Origin of the sequence: Dactylosporangium sp. NPDC005555 (genome assembly GCF_040605635.1) — a bacterium.
GTDB lineage: Bacteria > Actinomycetota > Actinomycetes > Mycobacteriales > Micromonosporaceae > Dactylosporangium.
In genome coordinates this window covers 60,313-77,363 of sequence record NZ_JBEXDG010000013.1, presented here as the reverse complement: position 1 = coordinate 77,363, position 17,051 = coordinate 60,313, and the positions used below count along the sequence as shown (strand labels likewise).

Sequence of the window (17,051 nt, the reverse complement as noted above, 5' to 3'; positions counted from 1 at the left end):
ATTCACTCCCGCGAGTGCGACCGGAGCGCGATTCACATGCAATTCAGTCCACCACCCGGGTGAGCCCGCAGTATGAATGTTCACACCGCGCGGGAATTGCGCCGCGGCCCCTGCGGGCATCCGTGCCCGGCGGCGGGTTACGGTCGTGGCAGGGTAACTACCAGGAGGGCAGCATCATGGCCGGGAAACCGCAGCTGACCGCGGCGCGGTCCGTCGCGCTCGTCAAGGACTCCTCCGGGGCGCCCGCCGTGAACCTCGCCAAGGTCCGCGAGTCCGGGCACGTCGACCTCGCCAAGCGCGCCGACAAGGCCGGCCTGGCGCTGAGCAAGCGGGGTCTCGGCGGCATCCGCGCCCAGGCGATGCTCGTGCTGGACCACTCCGGCTCGATGCGCGCCGACTACAAGAACGGGGCGGTGCAGACCCTGGTCGAGCGGGCGCTGGGCTTCGCGCTGCAGATCGACATCGACGGCACCGTCCCGGTGGTCCCGTTCGACACGAAGGTCCTGCCGATCGTGCCCGTGACCGTCGACAACTACAGCGGCGTCGTCGACCGCGAGATCCACCAGGGCTGGATGGGCACCACCAACCTCGCCGACGCCCTCGCGGTCGTCCTCGCGGAGGCGGAGACGACGACCGCGCCGATCTTCTGCATCGTCGTCGCCGACGGCGGCCCCGACAGCCGGCGCGCCACCACGAAGATCGTGTGCGAGCTGTCCCGCTACCCGGTGTTCCTCAAGCTCCTGGCCGTCAAGCCCGTCGAGTACTTCCAGACCCTCGACGACCTCGACAACACCAAACGCCTCCTGGACAACGTCGACACGAAGTCCTCGACCGAGGCCCTGGACCTGCTCACGTGCACCGATCTGCAGTTCGCCGAGGCGATGGCCGACGAATGGGACACGTGGGTCGAGGCAGCCACCGCCGCGGGCGTGCTCAGCTAGACACCGGGACACCTGGGTCGAGGCGGCCACGGCGGCCGGCATCCTGACCTGGACGACCAGACCGGGCGCCAGGATGCTCAGTTTCCCGCTGACGCGCCCGCGTCGTCTGCGGTGCCGAGCCGTTCCAGCCGCATGATCTCGTCGACGATCTGCTCGGGGGTGGCGTCGATCGACACCTCCGTGACGTCCTCGTCCGGCTGGGGCGGCTCCAGGGCGGCGAGCTGACTGTCGAGCATCTCCACGCGCATGAAGTGGCCGTGGCGGGCCGCGAGCCGGCGCGTGATCAGCTCCCGGGACCCGTCGAGGAGGACGAGCCGCACCTGCGGGCGGCCGGCGCGCAGTTGGTCGCGGTAGACCCGGCGCAGGCCGGAGCAGGACACGACGCCAGGGCTGCCGGCGGCGGCGTGCTCGTCGATCCACCGGCCGATGGCGGCGAGCCACGGCGCCCGGTCCTCGTCGGTCAGCGGCTCACCGGCGGCCATCTTCGCCACGTTCCCGGCGGGATGGAAGTCGTCGGCCTCCGCGTATCTCCACCCGAGCCGACCGGCGAGCAATGCCCCGACGGTGGTCTTGCCGGTGCCGGCGACACCCATGACGACGATCACTGGAGGCGGGGTGTCCGGCATGGCGACACCGTACCCATGCGGCCCGGGGACTACACACAGGGGCTGCACACGCCCCGTGGGCCGGCCGGCGTCCACCGGCCGGCCCACCGGGCGTGCCCTCAGGACGCGGCCATCGCCACCAGGGGCGGAAAGTGCCGGGCGAGGAGCTGCTTCGCGACCGTGTCGGGGTCGCCGATGTCGCCGACGCGGTGCCGCTCGACGAGGCGGGCGTGCCCCGGCAGGCCGGTCCCCCGCTCCCGCAGCGTCCGCTGCATCTGCGTCTCGATGGCGCCCGGGTCGACGATCTCGACCGTGCAGGCGCGGCTCGCCGCCTCGCTGACGCAGCGCATGAACGCCTCCGCGCCCGCCTTCGTCGCGCAGTACGTCGCCCAGCCCGGGTAGCTGCGGTGCGCCGCCGAGGAGGCGACGTAGACGATCCGCAGCCGCGGGGCCAGGTCACCGGCGAAGGCGGCCAGGAAGGTGTTGGTGAGCAGGATCGGCGCGACCAGGTTGACCTGGACCGCGGCGAACACCTCCTCGGGGGCGAGCTCACCGGCGAGGCCGATCGGCTCGACCGTCGCGGCGTTGTGCAGCAGCACCACCTCGTCCTCGGGGCGGGTGTCGCCGACGAACGCGGCCAGCTCCGCCTCCGCCGGGAGGCTGAAGACCTCGGCGAGGTCGGTGGACCGCAGCCGTACCGACGCCGGATGCCGCGCCGCGAGCGCCTGCTGCTCGGAGGGGAAGGAACGGGCCAGCCCGAAGACCCTGGCACCGTCGGAATGCAGCGCGTGGAACAGGGCCGCGCCGAGCCCTCTGGAGGCGCCGGTCACGATGACCGAACGCATGCGGGAAACGTCCGCGGTTGCGGACATGACATCACTCCAACCGTGTCGAGGTGCCTGACAACAACGACGGGGTGGGAGTTCGGTCTACGTGCGCCAGACCTGCAGCACGGAGCGGACGGGCGCGTGGTCCGTGCGGCCGCCCGGCGGTGGCCCGGCGAGGAGGACCGGCATCAGCTGGGCGAGGATGCCGGCGGTGAGCTGGGCGAGGGCGTGGGCCGTGCCCTCGGGGGACTCGGCCTGCTCACCCTCGGCGTGCAGCATGAGGGGTTGCTGCTGGTTGTCGTCGTCGTCGGTCGACCACGAGCCGTGGTGGTGGGCGGGCGCGAGCAGCTGATGCGTGACGCCGGCACGGGAGGTGGGCGCGCCGATGGTCGCGCCGAACAGCATCGCCAGGACAAGGGCGAGGACGCCGACGACCCAGCCGGGCTTGCCTGCCCGCGCGAGTCCGTCCAAGTCCGCCCCCTCCGGAGGTAAATGCCCTCCGCCATCATGGCGCAACACCCCGCACATCGGAGTGTCGCGAATTTGCCAGCATCTGCGAAATTCAATTTCACCGATAGGGTGCCCGTGTGTTGGTACGCGCGGTTGTCGGGACCGATCTGCCCTGGTTGCAGGAATTGCTCGTCAATTCGTGGGGTGCGGTCCACGTCATCACGGGAGAAAACGGTCGGGACGCCGATCGGCTGCCCGCATTGGTCGCCGAGGACGCAACGGGTGAACGGGTGGGACTTCTCACCTACGAGCTCGCCGCGACAGGGCTGGAAATCGTCACGCTCGACGCGGTGCGTCCACATGCCGGGATCGGCACGGCACTGCTGGACGCGGCGCGGGCGGTCGCCGCCGACGCGGGCTGCACCCGGTTGTGGCTGATCACCACCAGCGACAACCTCGAGGCCCTGCGCTTCTACCAGCGCCGGGGCATGCGGATCCGGGACGTGCGCCCGGGCGCGGTGCAGCGGGCCCGCCTCCGCAAGCCGCGGATCGCCGAGGCCGGCGAGTTCGGCATCGCGCTGCGCGACGAGCTGGAGCTGGAGCTGTCCCTCGCGACGCCGGACGCGTGCGTGCGGCCCGGCACCCTCGCCGACGTGAAGCCGGTCCTGGGGCTGCTGGATGGCGCGACCCGCTGGCTGGCCGGGCGGGGGCGGACCGGGCAATGGGGCACCGGGCCGCACTCGACGAACCCGCGCCGGCTGACGGCGATGATGCGGTGGGTCCCGCAGGGGCACCTGCACGTCGCCGAGATCGGCGGCGCCGTGGTGGGTGCGATCGTCGTCGGTGAGGCGCCGGAGAACATCCCGGTCGTCTACGAGCCGGAACTGTACGTGAACCTGCTCGTCACCGACCGGGCGCGGCAGGGCCGGAGGCTGGGCACGCTGCTGCTGGACCACGCCCGGGTCCTGGCGGTGCGGCGCGGGATCGGGCTGCTCCGGGTCGACTGCTACGCCGGCGACGACCGGGCGCTCGTCGACTGGTACCGCCGGCAGGGCTTCACCCCGACGGAGACCTTCACGGTCCGCCTGACCACCGGCGTCGACTGGCCCGGCCAGGTCCTCGAGCAGCGCCTCTAGCGCACGTCCCACAGCCACAGGCCGCCGACCAGGCGTCCCGGCCCGAACAGCGCGTCCAGGGTGCCCCGCTCGGCGGCTGCCCCGGCACCGTCCGGGGCGAGGATGATCGACGTGCGCCAGTAGGCGAGGTCGAGCCGGGCCTGCTCCCGGTCCACGTCGGTGACGGCGGTGACCTGACGCGAGCCGGTGGCCGCGTTGATGAGCCGGTCGGTCGGGCGGACCGGGGCGCCGACGGCCGCGTGGCTGCCCCGCACGCCGCCGGCCGGGCCGAGGAAGTAGCCGTGCGACATCCGCATGTCGGCGCCCGTCGCGGTGGCCCAGCTCATCGACGTCCAGTGCTCGAAGGTGGCGAGCGGCACGACCAGCACCGACTCCTCGGCCCGGACGTAGGAGCGCCACTGCCCCGAGGCGATGAACGCCGGGACCGCCGGCCGGTCGATCACCTTGATGGGCACCGGCGCCGCCGGCACCAGCACCGCCGCGACGAGACCGGCCGTCAGCACCCGGATGCTCCGCGCCGTGCCGTCCGGAGCCGGCAGCCGGTCCAGGCCGATCGCGACGAGCGGCGCGACCGCCCAGGTGGCCGCCTCACCGAGCCGCGTCGGGAGCAGTGTGTCGAAGAGCGGCAGGTGATTGAGCAGTGCGTAGGGGCCCGGGATGCCGGTGCCGCGGTTGTACAGCGTGAGCTCGGTGCCGAACGACAGCACGGCGAACACCGCGCCGGTGACGGCGACCGACCGCACGAGCGGCTCCCGCCACCGCCACACGACGACGGCGGCGACCGCGATGACGAGCGGCCAGCCGAAGTAGCCGTGCTGCTCGGCGGAGAACCCGGGCGCCGGCTGGAACTCGCTGAAACGCACCGCCACCGAGTTGCGCGAGAACGACGTGAGGCCCAGCAGGTCCGTGTGGAACGCGGTCATCTGCTTCTCGCCGCCGCGGTACGCGTTCGGGCCGAAGAACTGCCACCACAGCGGGTACGCCAGGACCACCGCCGTCGCGAGCAGCGTCACCCCGAGCCCGGCCAGGACGCTCGGCAGCCGCACCTCGCGGGGTCGTTGCGCCAGCCACAGCAGCCCGCACACCCCCGTGGCGAGGGCCGTGATGAACAGCGTCTCCTCGTTGACGAAGACCTGCCACACGACCAGCGCCGCGAGGATCAGCCCGCCCCGCACCGGCGCGTCGCGCAGCTTCACGACCCGCCACACGATGACGGGCACCAGGAACTGCGCGGTCAGGTTCGGGTGGAACGTCGCGTGGTTGGCCACGCTCGGCGCGAACGCGGCGACCAGCCCGCCGACCCAGGCAGCGCCCCTGCGCCCGACCACGTGCCGGGACAGCAGCCAGTACCAGGTGGCGCCGGTCGCGGCGAGGGTCAGCACGACCAGCAGGTCGAAGGCGATCCCCGGGCCGAACAGCAGCGTCACCGGCGACAGCGGCAGGCCCAGCCCCAGCATCGTCGTGTTGGCCATCCCGTTGACGCCGGCCGGGGCGTTGAGCCGGTCCAGCACGAACGGGTTCGAGGCGGTCCGCACGCACCGCGCCGCCCACGTCAGGAAGTACTCGGCGAGGACACGGTCGCCCGGCGTGTACGGCAGCCGCTGCCCCGGATGCGCGAGCAGCCGTCCACAGAGGAGGACGGCACCGGCCAGATACCCGGCCACCGCCAACGCGTCGATCGTCCACCGGCTCCGGGATCGCCCCTCGTCCATGGTCCAGAACGATACTTCGCTCCCGTTTCGGGCGGTTCAGCGCACGGCCTCTCGCCGTTTCGCGGGCTTGGGCACAGCCGCTTCGTGGGCTTGGGCACGGCCTTCGCCGCTTCGTGGGCTTGGGCACGGCCTTCGCCGCTTCGTGGATCAGGGCACGACCTCGTCGACGGAGGCGGCGCCGGCGATGCGGTGCACGGCGGCGACGGCGGCACGCGGCAGCGGGGCGTACACGTGCGGGAACAGGCCGCCGTGGGCCGAGGTCTCCCAGCGCACCCACTCACCCATGGTCAGCACGTCGATGGCGACGACGACGAGATCGGGCTCGGCGCCGAAGTAGCGCAGCGCGGTGCCGGCGAGCTGGTCCCGGGAGGAGCAGTGGATGTAGCCGTCGCGCAGGTCCAGCGCAGAGCCGTCGAACCGGCCGTCGGCCTCGAAGCGGGCCCACTCGGCGGGCAGCAGGATCTTGTAGATCAGCACCGGCACACAATGCCACGGGTGAGGGGTTCTCTCACCTGTCGCAGGTGAAATGGTGTGAGCGACGAGTCACCCGTTTGCGACCTAGCGTACGCGATTATGAGAACTCGGACATGGGTGTGCGTCGCCGGAGCCGCCATCGCGGTCGGCACGCTGAGCGCCGCGCACGTGCGAAGACCCGACCCGGCGATGGTCCGCACGGCGCAGACCACCGGGCAGCAGTCCGTCCAGGAGCAGGATTCGACGATGTACCTGCTGACCGGGACCGGACTTGTCGCGATCGGCGGGGTGGTGCTCGTGGGCGGTGTCGCCGGGCTCGGCGGCCTGGACATTCCGGGCGGTATCACGATGGCTGTCGGGCGGACCCGCCTGCGGGCCCGCCGGTGGACCCGGTCGGTGCGGAGCCGGGGACGGCACCGCAGCCGCCGCGTCGTCGCCCGGCGGCGGCTCACAGACGGGTGATGCGGTCCTTCAGCAGCGTGGTGGCGATCGCGGCCTTGTGCGGCTGGCCACGCACGAACGCCTCCGCGAACTTCACCGCCTGCTGGTAGGTGACCTTGGCCGGCATCGGGGGCTCGTCGGCGTCGACCGCGACGTCGACGAGCGCCGGCCCGTCGTACGCCAGGGCCTCCCCGAGGATGTTCTCCAGGGCGATGGGGTCGGTGACGCGGGCGCCGTACGCCCCGCAGCCGCGCGCCCACCCGGCGTAGTCCGGCTGCGGGTCGTCGCCGTAGCGGACGCCGAACTCCGGGAAGCCGTTGACCATCTGCTCCCAGACGATCATGCCGAGGGCGTTGTTGTCGTTGATGACGACCTTGATCGGCAGCTTGTACCGGGCCGCGGTGTGGAACTCGGCCATGAGCATGGCGAAGCCGCCGTCGCCGACGTACGCGATGACCTGCCGGCCCGGGTACTCGTGCTGCAGCGCGATCGCGTACGGCAGGCCCGGCGCCATCGAGGCGAGCGTGCCGGACAGGTAGAACTCGCGGCCGCCGGTGGCCTGCCAGTGCCGGGCCGCCCAGGTGGTGACGGTGCCGGAGTCGCAGGTGAGGACCGCGTCCGGGGCGGCGACCCGGTCCAGTGTCCGGGCCAGGAACTGCGGCGCGATCGGGTCCCGGTCCGCGCGTTCGGTGGCCGCCATGCGCTCGCGCCAGTCGCGCATCTTCTCCTGGTACCGCTGCAGGAAGCGCCGGTCGGTGCGCCGCCGCAGCCTGGGCAGCAGCGCCTCCAGGGTGGCCGCGGCGTCGCCGACGAGCGGCACGTCGGTCGGGATGCGGGTGCCGACGCGGGACGGCTCGACGTCGATCTGCACCACGTGCGCCTGCCCGGGCGCCGGGAGGAACTTCGTGTAGGGGAAGTTCGTGCCGACCATCAGCAGCCCGTCGCACTCCTGCATCAGGTCCTCGCTGGGCGCGGTGCCGAGCAGCCCGAGCCCGCCGAGCGCGAACGGCGAGTCGTCCGGCACGACCATCTTGCCCATCAGCGACTTCACGATCGGCGCGCCGAGCACGTCGGCGACGAGCTCGACGAGCGGTCCGGCGCCGCGGGCACCGACACCGGCCAGGATCGCCGGTTTCGAGGCGTTGTTGAGCAGGTCCGCGGCGGCCTGCAGGTCGTCGCCGGCGGGCCGCACCGGCGGGGCGACCCACACGGGCGCGGTCGCCGGCTCGCGGACCGGGCCGACCGCGTCGAACGGGTTGTCGCCGGCGGTGGCGACCTGCACGTCGTTGGGGACCGTCAGGTGTGCCACGCCGCGGCGGGCCAGGGCGGTGCGGACCGCGATGTCCACCAGCGACGGCACCTGCGCCGGGTTGCCGACGATCTCGTTGTACTCCGCGACGTCGGAGAACAACCGGTCGAGGTGGACCTCCTGCTGGTACGCGGTGCCGATGACGGTCGACTCCTGCATGCCGGTGATCGCGAGGACCGGCGCGTGGTCGAGTTTCGCGTCGTACAGCCCGTTCGCGAGGTGGATGCCGCCGGGCCCGGACGTGGCCAGGCAGACGCCGAGCCGGCCGGTCGCCTTGGCGTGCGCGACGGCCATGAACGCGGCCGCCTCCTCGTGGTGCACCAGGACGAACCTGACCCGGTCGGCGTTGCGCCGCAGGCCCTCCATGATCCCGTTCACGCCGTCGCCGGGGAGGCCGAACACGGTGTCGACGCCCCAGTCGGCCAGTCTGGCGATCAGCGCCTCACCGACAGTCGGTTTGCTCATACGCCTGTGCTTTGCCGGTACGGGCGGAAACAAACGGGAAGTGACTGATCAAGTCGGGTAGCGTGCCTGGCCATGGGGATGCTCGACGGGGTGTTCGGCAGCCGGCAGGACCGTTTCGCCAGGCAGGTGCTGACCGCGCTGCGGGACGCCGGGGTCGCCGACGCCCGGTACGACCGCGACCGCTTCGCCATCCACGTCCGGGTGGGCGGTCACGGCGGGGCGGCCACGGGCCACGGGCGGGACGACGCCGGGGCGGCACCGTCGATCGCCTACCTCGGCAACATCTTCCGCGAGTGCCGCGACGCGGGCCGCGAGGAGCGGCGGCAGCGCATCGCGCGTTTCCTGTCGGCCGTCGTGTTCCCCACCGGCGCGCCCGACACGTGGGAGGAGGTCGCGCCGCTGCTGCGGCCCCTGCTGCGGGCGGTGACGTTCGGGCTGGGGATGCCCGCGGGGTCACCGCCGCTGGTGCGCCGCCCGGCGCTGCCGATGCTCGACGAGGTCGTGGCCGTCGACCAGCCGACGTCGATGATGTACGTGACGACCCGCCAGCTGGCGCAGTGGGGGGTGCCCGCGCCGGTGGTCTTCGACCGCGCCCGCCGGAACCTCACCGGGCTGCCCGGCGGCCCTTCCGGCGGCACCGCGGTGATCCGGATCGTCGACGACGGCGACGCGTACTGCGCCTCGCACCTGCTCCTGCCCGGGTGGCTCGCCGCGCAGGCGGACCGGCTCGGCGGCACCCCGGTCGCGTTCGTGCCCGACACCACGGGCCTGCTCCTGGCCGCCGACGACGCCGCCGGTCCCCTGTTCGCGGTCGTCGAGGAGGAGTACCGCGACGCCGCCCGGCCGATCTCGGCGATGGCGTACACGGTCGACGCGACGGGCGCCGTGGTGCCCTACCCGGCGCCGCCCGGCCATCCGCTGCACGCCGCCGTGCACCGCTCGGAGGTCCTGATGGCCGCCGCCGGATACGACGCGCAGGCACCGCACCTGGACACCGACGCGTCCGTGGCGGCGGTCACCGTCGCCGAACGCCCGGACCGGTCCGTGTTCTCCGTCGCCGACTGGGCCGAGGGCGTCGACACGCTGCTGCCCCGGGCCGAATACGTGTCGTTCGGCTCGTTCCTCGTCACGTGGGCGGCGCTGGAGCGCGAGGTCGACCTGGAGCCGGCACCGGGCCTCGACCCCGAACGCTTCCGCCTGCGCACCTGGCCGCACCCGGGCGTGGTCGCCCGCCTGCGGGCCGTCGCCGTCACGCCGTAAGGCCGTTCAGCCGGCTCCGGACGCCCGGGTCGTGGGCGTCGGTGGTGCCGCGCCGTACAACGACGACGGCCCCGCCGGAGGGTGCCCGGCGGGGCCGTCGTCACGTGCCGTGGGGCGGGTCAGCCGCCGAGACCGGCGGGCAGGCCGCCGCTGTCCGCGTCCTTCACGTCGAGGATGTCGACGATGAAGCGCAACGTGCCGGCGGGATACCCCTCAGGGGCGTCGTCGCCGTAGGCCTTGCTGCCGGGGATGTCGAGCTGGACCCGGGTGCCGACCTTCAGGCCGACGAGGCCCTCGTCCCAGCCCTCGATGACCTGCGGCTGCTTGCCGAGCTGCTTCTGGCCGACCGGGATCTCGATCGTCTTCTTGCGCGGCCAGGACGCGTCGAAGACCTTGCCGTCCTTGATCGTCGCGCCGACGTAGTTGACCGTGACGGTCTGGCCGGCCTTGACGGTCTTGCACTCACCCTTGATCAGGATCGTCTGCTTGACGGTCTTGATGTCGGCGTCGCCGGTGGTCATCTTCGGCTCGGTGGCCAGGCCCTTGTCCATGCCGCCGAGCAACGGCGGGAACGCGGCGGCGTCGGCCGACGGCTTGCACTTGACCCGGTTCTTCTCGGCCCGGTCGCCGAAATACCAGACGCCGGCGAACGCACCGCCGACGACCAGCAGGACGATGATCGTGCCGGCGATCGCCTGGCCGGCGCGGCGGCGGCGGGCGACCTTCGCGGCGGCGATGCGGGCGGCGGCGCGCTTCTCCGCCTTCGTCATCGGGGCCGGCGCCTTCGACTTCGACGACGGCTTCCCCTTGGCGGCCGCAGCGTCCTCGTCCTCCGCGTCCCCGGCCGGGTCATCCTCCGGGTCACCCGGGGCGGCCGCGTCCGGGTCGTCGGCGCCGGTCGCGGCGTCCGCCCCGGCCTCGTCGGCCTCGTCCGCCTCGGCGGCCGTGTCCCCGGCGTCGTCCTTGTCCAGCGACACCGTCTCGTCGGCGCCGGTCACGACCTCCGGAGAGGTCGCTTCAGGCGTTTTGTCGCTTTCCGCACCCTCGACGTCGGTGGGCTCGACCTCGGTGTCCGGTGCCGCCTTCGGCGGCGTGGCCTTCGTCGGCCTCGCAGTGCGGCGGCTTCTGCCCCGATCGCTCACAGTTGGAAGACTCCCCTGCTGGACGGACCCGAATAGTGGCGGACCTGAGTTTTGTTCGCCAGAGCTTCCCATATCACACGCGCCGCGACACGCCCCGGGTGGCATCACAGCCGATAGGGTCATGACATGGGCACTGTTCAGGGCGTCGAGATTACCGGACCGCTCGACGAACGATTCGCCGAGATCCTCACCGAAGAAGCTCAGAGTTTCCTGGCAGACCTGCACAGGACGTTCGACGCCCGGCGGCTGGAGCTCCTCCAGGCCCGCAAGGAGCGCGAGGCGGCGCTCGCCGCCGGTGGGACGTTCGGGTTCCTGGCCGAGACGCGCGAGATCCGGGAGGGTGACTGGCGGGTGGCCGAGCCGGCACCGGGCCTCGTCGACCGGCGGGTGGAGATCACCGGGCCGACCGACGCGAAGATGACCATCAACGCGCTCAACTCCGGCGCGAAGGTGTGGCTCGCCGACCACGAGGACGCCAACACGCCGCTGTGGGCCAACGTGATCGGCGGGCAGCTCAACCTCCGCGACGCGAATGCCGGCACCTTGTCGTACACCTCCGGCGAAAAGCACTACGAGCTGACCGACGGCCCCCGTCCGACCGTCGTGGTGCGCCCCCGCGGATGGCACCTGCCGGAGAAGCACATCCTGGTCGACGGGGCGCCGACGTCCGGGTCACTGACCGACTTCGGGCTCTACTTCTTCCACAACCACCTCGTCACCAGGCCCTACTTCTACCTGCCGAAGATGGAGTCGCACCTGGAGGCGCGGCTGTGGGACGAGGTGTTCGCCTTCGCCGAGGAGCACTTCGGCCGCCCCCGCGGCACGATCCGGGCGACGGTGCTCATCGAGACGTTCCCGGCCGCGTTCGAGATGGACGAGATCCTGTACGAGCTGCGCGAGCACTCCGCCGGTCTCAACGCGGGCCGGTGGGACTTCATGTTCAGCGTGATCAAGAAGTCCAGATTCCTCGACGAGACCCGCGGCAAGGACTTCCTGCTGCCGGACCGCAACACGGTGACGATGACCGTGCCGTTCATGCGCGCCTACACCGAGCTGCTGGTGCGCACGTGCCACAAGCGGGGCGCGCACGCGATCGGCGGCATGGCGGCGTTCATCCCGAGCCGGCGCGACCCGGAGGTCAACAAGGTCGCCCTGGAGAAGGTCACCGCCGACAAGACCCGCGAGGCCGGCGACGGCTTCGACGGCTCGTGGGTCGCGCACCCCGACCTGGTCGGGACGTGCCGGAGCGTGTTCGACGGGGTGCTCGGCGACCGGCCCAACCAGCTCGACCGGCTCCGCGACGACGTGGCGGTGTCCGCCGCCGACCTCCTCGCCGTCGGCGACACCCCGGGCACGCGGACGGAGGCCGGGCTGCGCAACGCGGTGAGCGTCGGCGTGCAGTATCTGGACGCGTGGCTCAAGGGCACCGGCGCCGTCGCGATCAACAACATGATGGAGGACGCGGCGACCGCGGAGATCTCCCGGTCGCAGGTCTGGCAATGGCTGCACACCGGTGTCACCCTGGCGGACACCGGCGAGACGGTGACCCGCTCACTGATCGAGCGGATCGCCGACGAGGAGCTGGCGCGCCTTGCGGGCGACCTCACCGAGGCCCGAGGACTGTTCATGGAGGTGGCCGTGGCGGACGAGTTCGTCGACTTCCTGACGTTGCCGGCGTACGACCGCATGCCATGACCGTCGCAGCGCTGACGGCGAGGCTCCGGGAGCTCCTGCTGCCGGAGCAGGTGCTGACCGATCGGCAGCAGCTGCGCACGTACGAGTGCGACGGCCTGACCCATTACCGGGTCGTGCCCGCCGTCGTCGTGCTGCCGCGGACCGCCCAGGAATGCGCGGACACGGTCAAGGCGTGCGCCGAGCACGGCGTGCCGTTCGTGGCCCGCGGCTCCGGCACCGGCCTGTCCGGCGGGGCGCTGCCGCACGCCGACGGCGCGCTCATCGTCACCTCCCAGCTGCGCGCGATCCGCGAGGTCGCCCCGCAGGACGAGCGGGCCGTCGTCGAGCCCGGCGTGATCAATCTGCAGGTCAGCCGCGCCGCCGCGCCGCACGGCTACTACTACGCGCCGGACCCGTCCAGCCAGCAGATCTGCTCCATCGGCGGCAACGTCGCGGAGAACTCCGGCGGCGCGCACTGCCTCAAGTACGGGTTCACCACCAACCACGTCACCGGCGTGCAGATCGTCACGCCCGACGGCGACCTCGTCCGGCTCGGCGGCCGGGCGCCCGACACACCCGGGTACGACCTCCTCGGCGCGTTCGTCGGCTCCGAAGGCACCCTCGGCATCGCCACCGAGGTGACGGTCCGGCTCGTGCGCCTGCCGGAGACGGTCAGCACGCTGCTCGCCGCGTTCCCCGGCACCGACCAGGCCGGCGCCGCCACCTCGGCGATCATCGCCGCCGGGGTGGTGCCCGCCGCCGTGGAGATGATGGACGCCCTGGCGATCGAGGCCGCGGAGGCGGCGGTGCACTGCGGCTACCCGGGCGGGGCCGGCGCGGTGCTCATCGTCGAGCTCGACGGGCCGCGCGCCGAGGTCGACGCGCAGTTCGCCGCCGTCGAGGCGTTCTGCCGGGAGCACGGCGCGTTCGAGATCCGCATCGCCGCCGACGAGGCCGAGCGGGCCCTGTTCTGGAAGGGGCGCAAGTCGGCGTTCGCCGCCGTCGGCCGGATCAGCCCCGACTACATCGTCCAGGACGGCGTCATCCCCCGCACCGCGCTGCCCCGGGTCCTGACCCGCATCGCCGAGATCGCGAGCGAGCACGGCGTCAGGGTCGCCAACGTCTTCCACGCCGGCGACGGCAACCTGCACCCCCTGGTCCTGTTCGACGAGACCGTCCCCGGTCAGGCCGAGCGGGCCGAGGCGGTGTCGGGCGCGATCCTCGACATCTGCGTCGAGCACGGCGGGTCCATCACCGGCGAGCACGGGGTCGGTGTCGACAAGGCCAAGCACCTGCCCCGCATGTACAGCGACGCCGACCTCGACACGATGCAGCTGTTGCGGTGCGCGTTCGACCCGCGCGGGCTGTCGAACCCCGGGAAGGTGTTCCCGACGCCCCGCCTGTGCGGCGAGGTGCCGGGACGGCACAAGGGCACCCATCCGCTGCACGACCCAGGCGTCGCGGAGGTTTTCTAGGAGATGACTGCGCTGATCTCGGGGGTGCCGGCCGCCGCCGTCGCCACGCCGGCTTCCACCGATGAGGTCGCCGACGTGGTCCGCGGCGCCGCCGGCGACAATCTCGCGCTGGTCGTGCGCGGCGCCGGGACCCGTCAGGACTGGGCGCTGCCACCCCAGCGGCTCGACCTCATCCTGGAGACGGCGGAGCTCTGCGGGCTCGTCGAGCACGCCGCGGGTGACCTCGTCGCCGTCGTCCGCGCCGGTACGCCCCTGCGCCAGGTCCAGGAGGCACTGCGGCCGGCCGGGCAGCAGCTGGCGCTGGACGAGCCCCTGCCGGGCGCGACCGTCGGCGGGACCGTCGCCGTCAACGCGTCCGGGCCGCGCCGCATGCTGTACGGCACGGTCCGCGACCTGCTCATCGGCGTCACCGTCGTGCGCGCCGACGGCGTCGTGGCGAAGGCCGGCGGCAAGGTCGTGAAGAACGTCGCCGGTTACGACCTGGGCAAGCTGGCCGCAGGGTCGTACGGCACCCTCGGCGTCATCACCGAGTGCGCCTTCCGCCTGCACCCCCTGCCGGCCGCGCAGCGCTTCGTGTCGGTGCGCGTCGAGGGCCCCGACGACGCCGCGCGGGCCCTGTCCGCGGTCCTCGGCGCGCAGGTCGTCCCGAGCGCCCTGGAGATCGACACCGACCCGTTCACCGTCACCGCCCTCGTCGAGGGCGTCCCCGACGGCGTCGCGCAGCGCTCCGCGGAGCTGGAGAAACTCCTCGGCGGCGACGCCGTCACGACCGACACCCCGCCGCCCGGCTGGGGCGCCTACCCGTGGCGGCCCGGCGACATCGGCATCAAGCTCACGTCGGCGCTGTCGCGGGTGCCGTACCTGCTGACCGCCGCCGGCGTCACCGCGCAGCTGCACGACGTCGCGCTGCACGTGCGCGGCTCCGCGGGCACCGGCGTCCTCTACGCGGGCCTGCCCGGCGACACCGACCCGGGCTCGGTCGTCGGCGTCGTCAGCGACCTGCGCGCCGCGACCCGCGCCGGCGCCGGGCACTGCGTGGTGCTGACCTCGCCGCCGGGGGTCCGCTCGCGGGTCGACGTGTGGGGGCACGTCGACGGCCTCGACCTCATGCGCCGGGTCAAGGAGCAGTTCGACCCCCTCGGCATCCTCGCGCCGGGGCGGTTCGTGGGAGGCATCTGATGTCCATCGATCCCGATCTCGTCTCCGACTGTGTCCACTGTGGATTCTGCCTCCCCACCTGCCCCACCTATGTGCTGTGGGGCGAGGAGATGGACTCGCCGCGCGGCCGGATCCAGCTGATGCTGCAGCAGCTGGAGGGCGAGCCGCTGACCCCGGCCGCGGCGGGCCACTTCGACGCGTGCCTGGGCTGCATGGCCTGCGTGACCGCCTGCCCGTCCGGTGTCCGCTACGACACCCTCATCGAGCAGACCCGCGTCGTGGTCGAGGAGCGGCACCCCCGGCCGCTGCCCGAGCGGGCGCTGCGCGCACTGGTCTTCGGCCTGTTCCCCCACCCACGCCGGCTGGCGGCGCTGAAGGGGCCGCTGGCGCTGTACCAGCGGCTCGGCTCACCGCTACTGGACCGGCTGCCGGGGCGGCTGTCGACCCTCGCCGCGCTCGCCCCGCCGGTGCGTTCCTCCGTGCCGCTGCCCTCGTCGCTGCCGGCGCTGGGCGCGCGCCGGGCGGTCGTCGGGATGCTGACCGGCTGCGTGCAGTCCGCGTTCTTCCCCGCCGTCAACGCCGCCACCGCCCGGGTCCTCGCCGCGGATGGCTGCGACGTGGTGATCCCCCCGGGCCAGGGCTGCTGCGGCGCCCTCAGCGTCCACAGCGGCCGCCGCGCCGAGGCGGCGCGCTTCGCCCGCGGGATCGTGGACACCTTCGCCGGCGCGGGCATCGACGCGCTGGTCGTCAACGCCGCCGGCTGCGGCTCGTCCCTGAAGGAGCTCGGCGACCTGCTCGCCGACGACCCCGTCTACGCCCCGCGCGCCGCCTGGCTGGCCTCCCGCGTCACCGACTTCTCGGAACTCCTCGCCACCCTCGGCCCGGCCGCCCCACGCCACCCGCTGCCGGTCACCGTGGCGTATCACGACGCCTGCCACCTCGCCCACGCCCAGGGTGTGCGGTCCCAGCCCCGCGACCTGCTCCGCGCCGTCCCCGGCCTGACCCTGCTCGAGATCGCCGACCCCGAGATCTGCTGCGGCTCCGCCGGCGTGTGGAACGTCCTGAACCCGGCCCCCGCCGCGCAACTCGGCGCCCGCAAGGCCCGCGACGTCCTCGCCACCGGCGCGGACTGGCTCGTCACCGCCAACCCGGGCTGCCTCATGCAGATCGCCTCCGGCGCCCGCACCACCGGCGCCACGATCCGCACCGCCCACACCGCCCAGGTCCTGGACGCCTCGATCCGCGGCGTCCGCCTCCCCCGCGCCCCCTGACCCGCGGAGGGCGCGGCCGCAGGGGTGCGGGTCAGTTCGGGCGGAGCGGGCGGCCCTGGCCGTCGACGGGGCGGCCGGCCAGCAGGATGATGCCGTCGACCACGAACCAGATCCACAGGCCTAGCGACACCAGCCACGTCAGCCCGAAGACGAAGAACCCGCACCAGAACGCCGACCAGCCGACGACGACGCTGAGAATCAGCTGGGTCACGCCGATGGCGGTGTTGCCCGCGTAGAGGCGGCCGATGCCGCCGAGGGCCAGGAACAGGCCCGGCAGCAGCTGCAGCAGGCCCGCGGCGAGCTTCGACTTGTCCGAATACGGCTGGCCGGTCACCGGGTCGTAGCCGGCGTTGGCCATGCCGAGGACGGGCACGCCGTAGCCCGGCTGGCCGTAGCCGGGCTGGCCGTAGCCGGGCTGGCCATACGCCGCCTGCTGCTGGGCATAGGGGTCGTAGCCGCCGGACGTCGGGGCGCCGGAGACCGGCAGCTGATAGGTCGGCGAATACGGCGGGCCCGACCCGGGCGGGCCCGACGACGGCGGGCCGGACATCGGCTGCTGCGGCCCGGCGGGCAACGCATACGGGTCGGCCGGCTGCTGCCCATACTGGGGCTGGCCATACGGGTTTGGCTGATATGGGTCCTGCTGCCCGTAGGGTGGCTGCGTCATGGGAGCAGGCTACCGCCCCCCACCGACACTTCCGCCCCTGTGAC

Annotated in this window: 16 protein-coding genes; 8 read left to right on the top strand and 8 right to left on the bottom strand. The window is 72.9% G+C overall.

Going from position 1 to position 17,051, the window contains the following annotated elements:
* The first annotated feature begins 176 nt into the window (after window positions 1-176).
* On the top strand, window positions 177-941 hold the full coding sequence (locus tag ABZS58_RS17200) for a VWA domain-containing protein (protein WP_354782391.1): 765 nt from the start codon (window positions 177-179) through the stop codon (window positions 939-941).
* 77 nt (window positions 942-1,018) lie between these two features.
* On the opposite strand, the gene ABZS58_RS17195 is transcribed toward ABZS58_RS17200, so the two are convergent.
* From ABZS58_RS17195 to ABZS58_RS17185, 3 genes are all read right to left on the bottom strand, one after another.
* Window positions 1,019-1,567 carry a gluconokinase gene (locus ABZS58_RS17195; protein WP_354782389.1) on the bottom strand — a complete coding sequence of 183 codons (549 nt, stop codon included), beginning with the start codon at window positions 1,565-1,567 and terminating at the stop codon, window positions 1,019-1,021.
* Between the two features lie 98 nt (window positions 1,568-1,665).
* Window positions 1,666-2,391, bottom strand: a complete 726-nt coding sequence (locus tag ABZS58_RS17190) for an SDR family NAD(P)-dependent oxidoreductase (protein WP_354782387.1) — start codon at window positions 2,389-2,391, stop codon at window positions 1,666-1,668.
* An 84-nt stretch (window positions 2,392-2,475) separates the two neighbouring features.
* Complete coding sequence (locus tag ABZS58_RS17185; protein WP_354782385.1) at window positions 2,476-2,844, bottom strand: hypothetical protein; 369 nt, start codon at window positions 2,842-2,844, stop codon at window positions 2,476-2,478.
* Window positions 2,845-2,960: 116 nt separating this feature from the next.
* Between ABZS58_RS17185 and ABZS58_RS17180 the strand changes: the two genes are divergently transcribed.
* Window positions 2,961-3,959, top strand: a complete 999-nt coding sequence (locus ABZS58_RS17180) for a GNAT family N-acetyltransferase (RefSeq protein ID WP_354782383.1) — start codon at window positions 2,961-2,963, stop codon at window positions 3,957-3,959.
* Here ABZS58_RS17180 and ABZS58_RS17175 read toward each other — a convergent pair.
* Both ABZS58_RS17175 and ABZS58_RS17170 read right to left on the bottom strand, forming a co-directional pair.
* The gene (locus ABZS58_RS17175; protein WP_354782381.1) at window positions 3,956-5,671 is read right to left on the bottom strand and encodes a hypothetical protein; all 1,716 of its coding nucleotides are present in this window, start codon (window positions 5,669-5,671) and stop codon (window positions 3,956-3,958) included. The two genes, ABZS58_RS17180 and ABZS58_RS17175, sit on opposite strands and share 4 nt — an antisense overlap.
* 147 nt (window positions 5,672-5,818) lie before the next feature.
* A complete protein-coding gene (locus ABZS58_RS17170) occupies window positions 5,819-6,148 on the bottom strand; it encodes a DUF952 domain-containing protein (protein ID WP_354782379.1) in 330 nt (109 codons plus the stop codon).
* A 96-nt stretch (window positions 6,149-6,244) separates the two neighbouring features.
* Here ABZS58_RS17170 and ABZS58_RS17165 point away from each other — a divergent pair, with 96 nt between their 5' ends.
* The gene (locus ABZS58_RS17165; RefSeq protein WP_354782377.1) at window positions 6,245-6,607 is read left to right on the top strand and encodes a hypothetical protein; all 363 of its coding nucleotides are present in this window, start codon (window positions 6,245-6,247) and stop codon (window positions 6,605-6,607) included.
* On the opposite strand, the gene ABZS58_RS17160 is transcribed toward ABZS58_RS17165, so the two are convergent.
* Window positions 6,594-8,360 (bottom strand): thiamine pyrophosphate-dependent enzyme, encoded by a 1,767-nt coding sequence (locus tag ABZS58_RS17160; RefSeq protein ID WP_354782375.1) that lies wholly within the window; start codon window positions 8,358-8,360, stop codon window positions 6,594-6,596. The two genes, ABZS58_RS17165 and ABZS58_RS17160, sit on opposite strands and share 14 nt — an antisense overlap.
* A gap of 72 nt (window positions 8,361-8,432) precedes the next feature.
* Between ABZS58_RS17160 and ABZS58_RS17155 the strand changes: the two genes are divergently transcribed.
* A complete protein-coding gene (locus ABZS58_RS17155; RefSeq protein ID WP_354782373.1) occupies window positions 8,433-9,620 on the top strand; it encodes a hypothetical protein in 1,188 nt (395 codons plus the stop codon).
* A 119-nt stretch (window positions 9,621-9,739) separates the two neighbouring features.
* Here ABZS58_RS17155 and ABZS58_RS17150 read toward each other — a convergent pair whose 3' ends face one another.
* Window positions 9,740-10,762 carry an FKBP-type peptidyl-prolyl cis-trans isomerase gene (locus ABZS58_RS17150; protein WP_354782371.1) on the bottom strand — a complete coding sequence of 341 codons (1,023 nt, stop codon included), beginning with the start codon at window positions 10,760-10,762 and terminating at the stop codon, window positions 9,740-9,742.
* A gap of 126 nt (window positions 10,763-10,888) precedes the next feature.
* Between ABZS58_RS17150 and aceB the strand changes: the two genes are divergently transcribed.
* The 4 genes from aceB to ABZS58_RS17130 are packed head-to-tail and all read left to right on the top strand — an operon-like array spanning window position 10,889 to window position 16,340.
* Entirely contained in the window at window positions 10,889-12,457 is a 1,569-nt protein-coding gene (gene aceB, locus ABZS58_RS17145) for a malate synthase A (protein ID WP_354782369.1), read from the top strand.
* Window positions 12,454-13,911, top strand: a complete 1,458-nt coding sequence (locus tag ABZS58_RS17140; RefSeq protein ID WP_354782367.1) for an FAD-linked oxidase C-terminal domain-containing protein — start codon at window positions 12,454-12,456, stop codon at window positions 13,909-13,911. The genes aceB and ABZS58_RS17140 overlap by 4 nt, the downstream gene beginning before the upstream one ends.
* A 3-nt stretch (window positions 13,912-13,914) precedes the next feature.
* Window positions 13,915-15,090: an FAD-binding oxidoreductase gene (locus tag ABZS58_RS17135; RefSeq protein WP_354782365.1), complete on the top strand. Its 1,176-nt coding sequence runs from the start codon at window positions 13,915-13,917 to the stop codon at window positions 15,088-15,090.
* Complete coding sequence (locus ABZS58_RS17130; RefSeq protein WP_354782363.1) at window positions 15,090-16,340, top strand: heterodisulfide reductase-related iron-sulfur binding cluster; 1,251 nt, start codon at window positions 15,090-15,092, stop codon at window positions 16,338-16,340. The genes ABZS58_RS17135 and ABZS58_RS17130 overlap by 1 nt, the downstream gene beginning before the upstream one ends.
* 31 nt (window positions 16,341-16,371) lie before the next feature.
* Here ABZS58_RS17130 and ABZS58_RS17125 read toward each other — a convergent pair whose 3' ends face one another.
* Window positions 16,372-17,007: a hypothetical protein gene (locus tag ABZS58_RS17125; protein ID WP_354782361.1), complete on the bottom strand. Its 636-nt coding sequence runs from the start codon at window positions 17,005-17,007 to the stop codon at window positions 16,372-16,374.
* Between the last annotated feature and the right edge of the window lie 44 nt (window positions 17,008-17,051).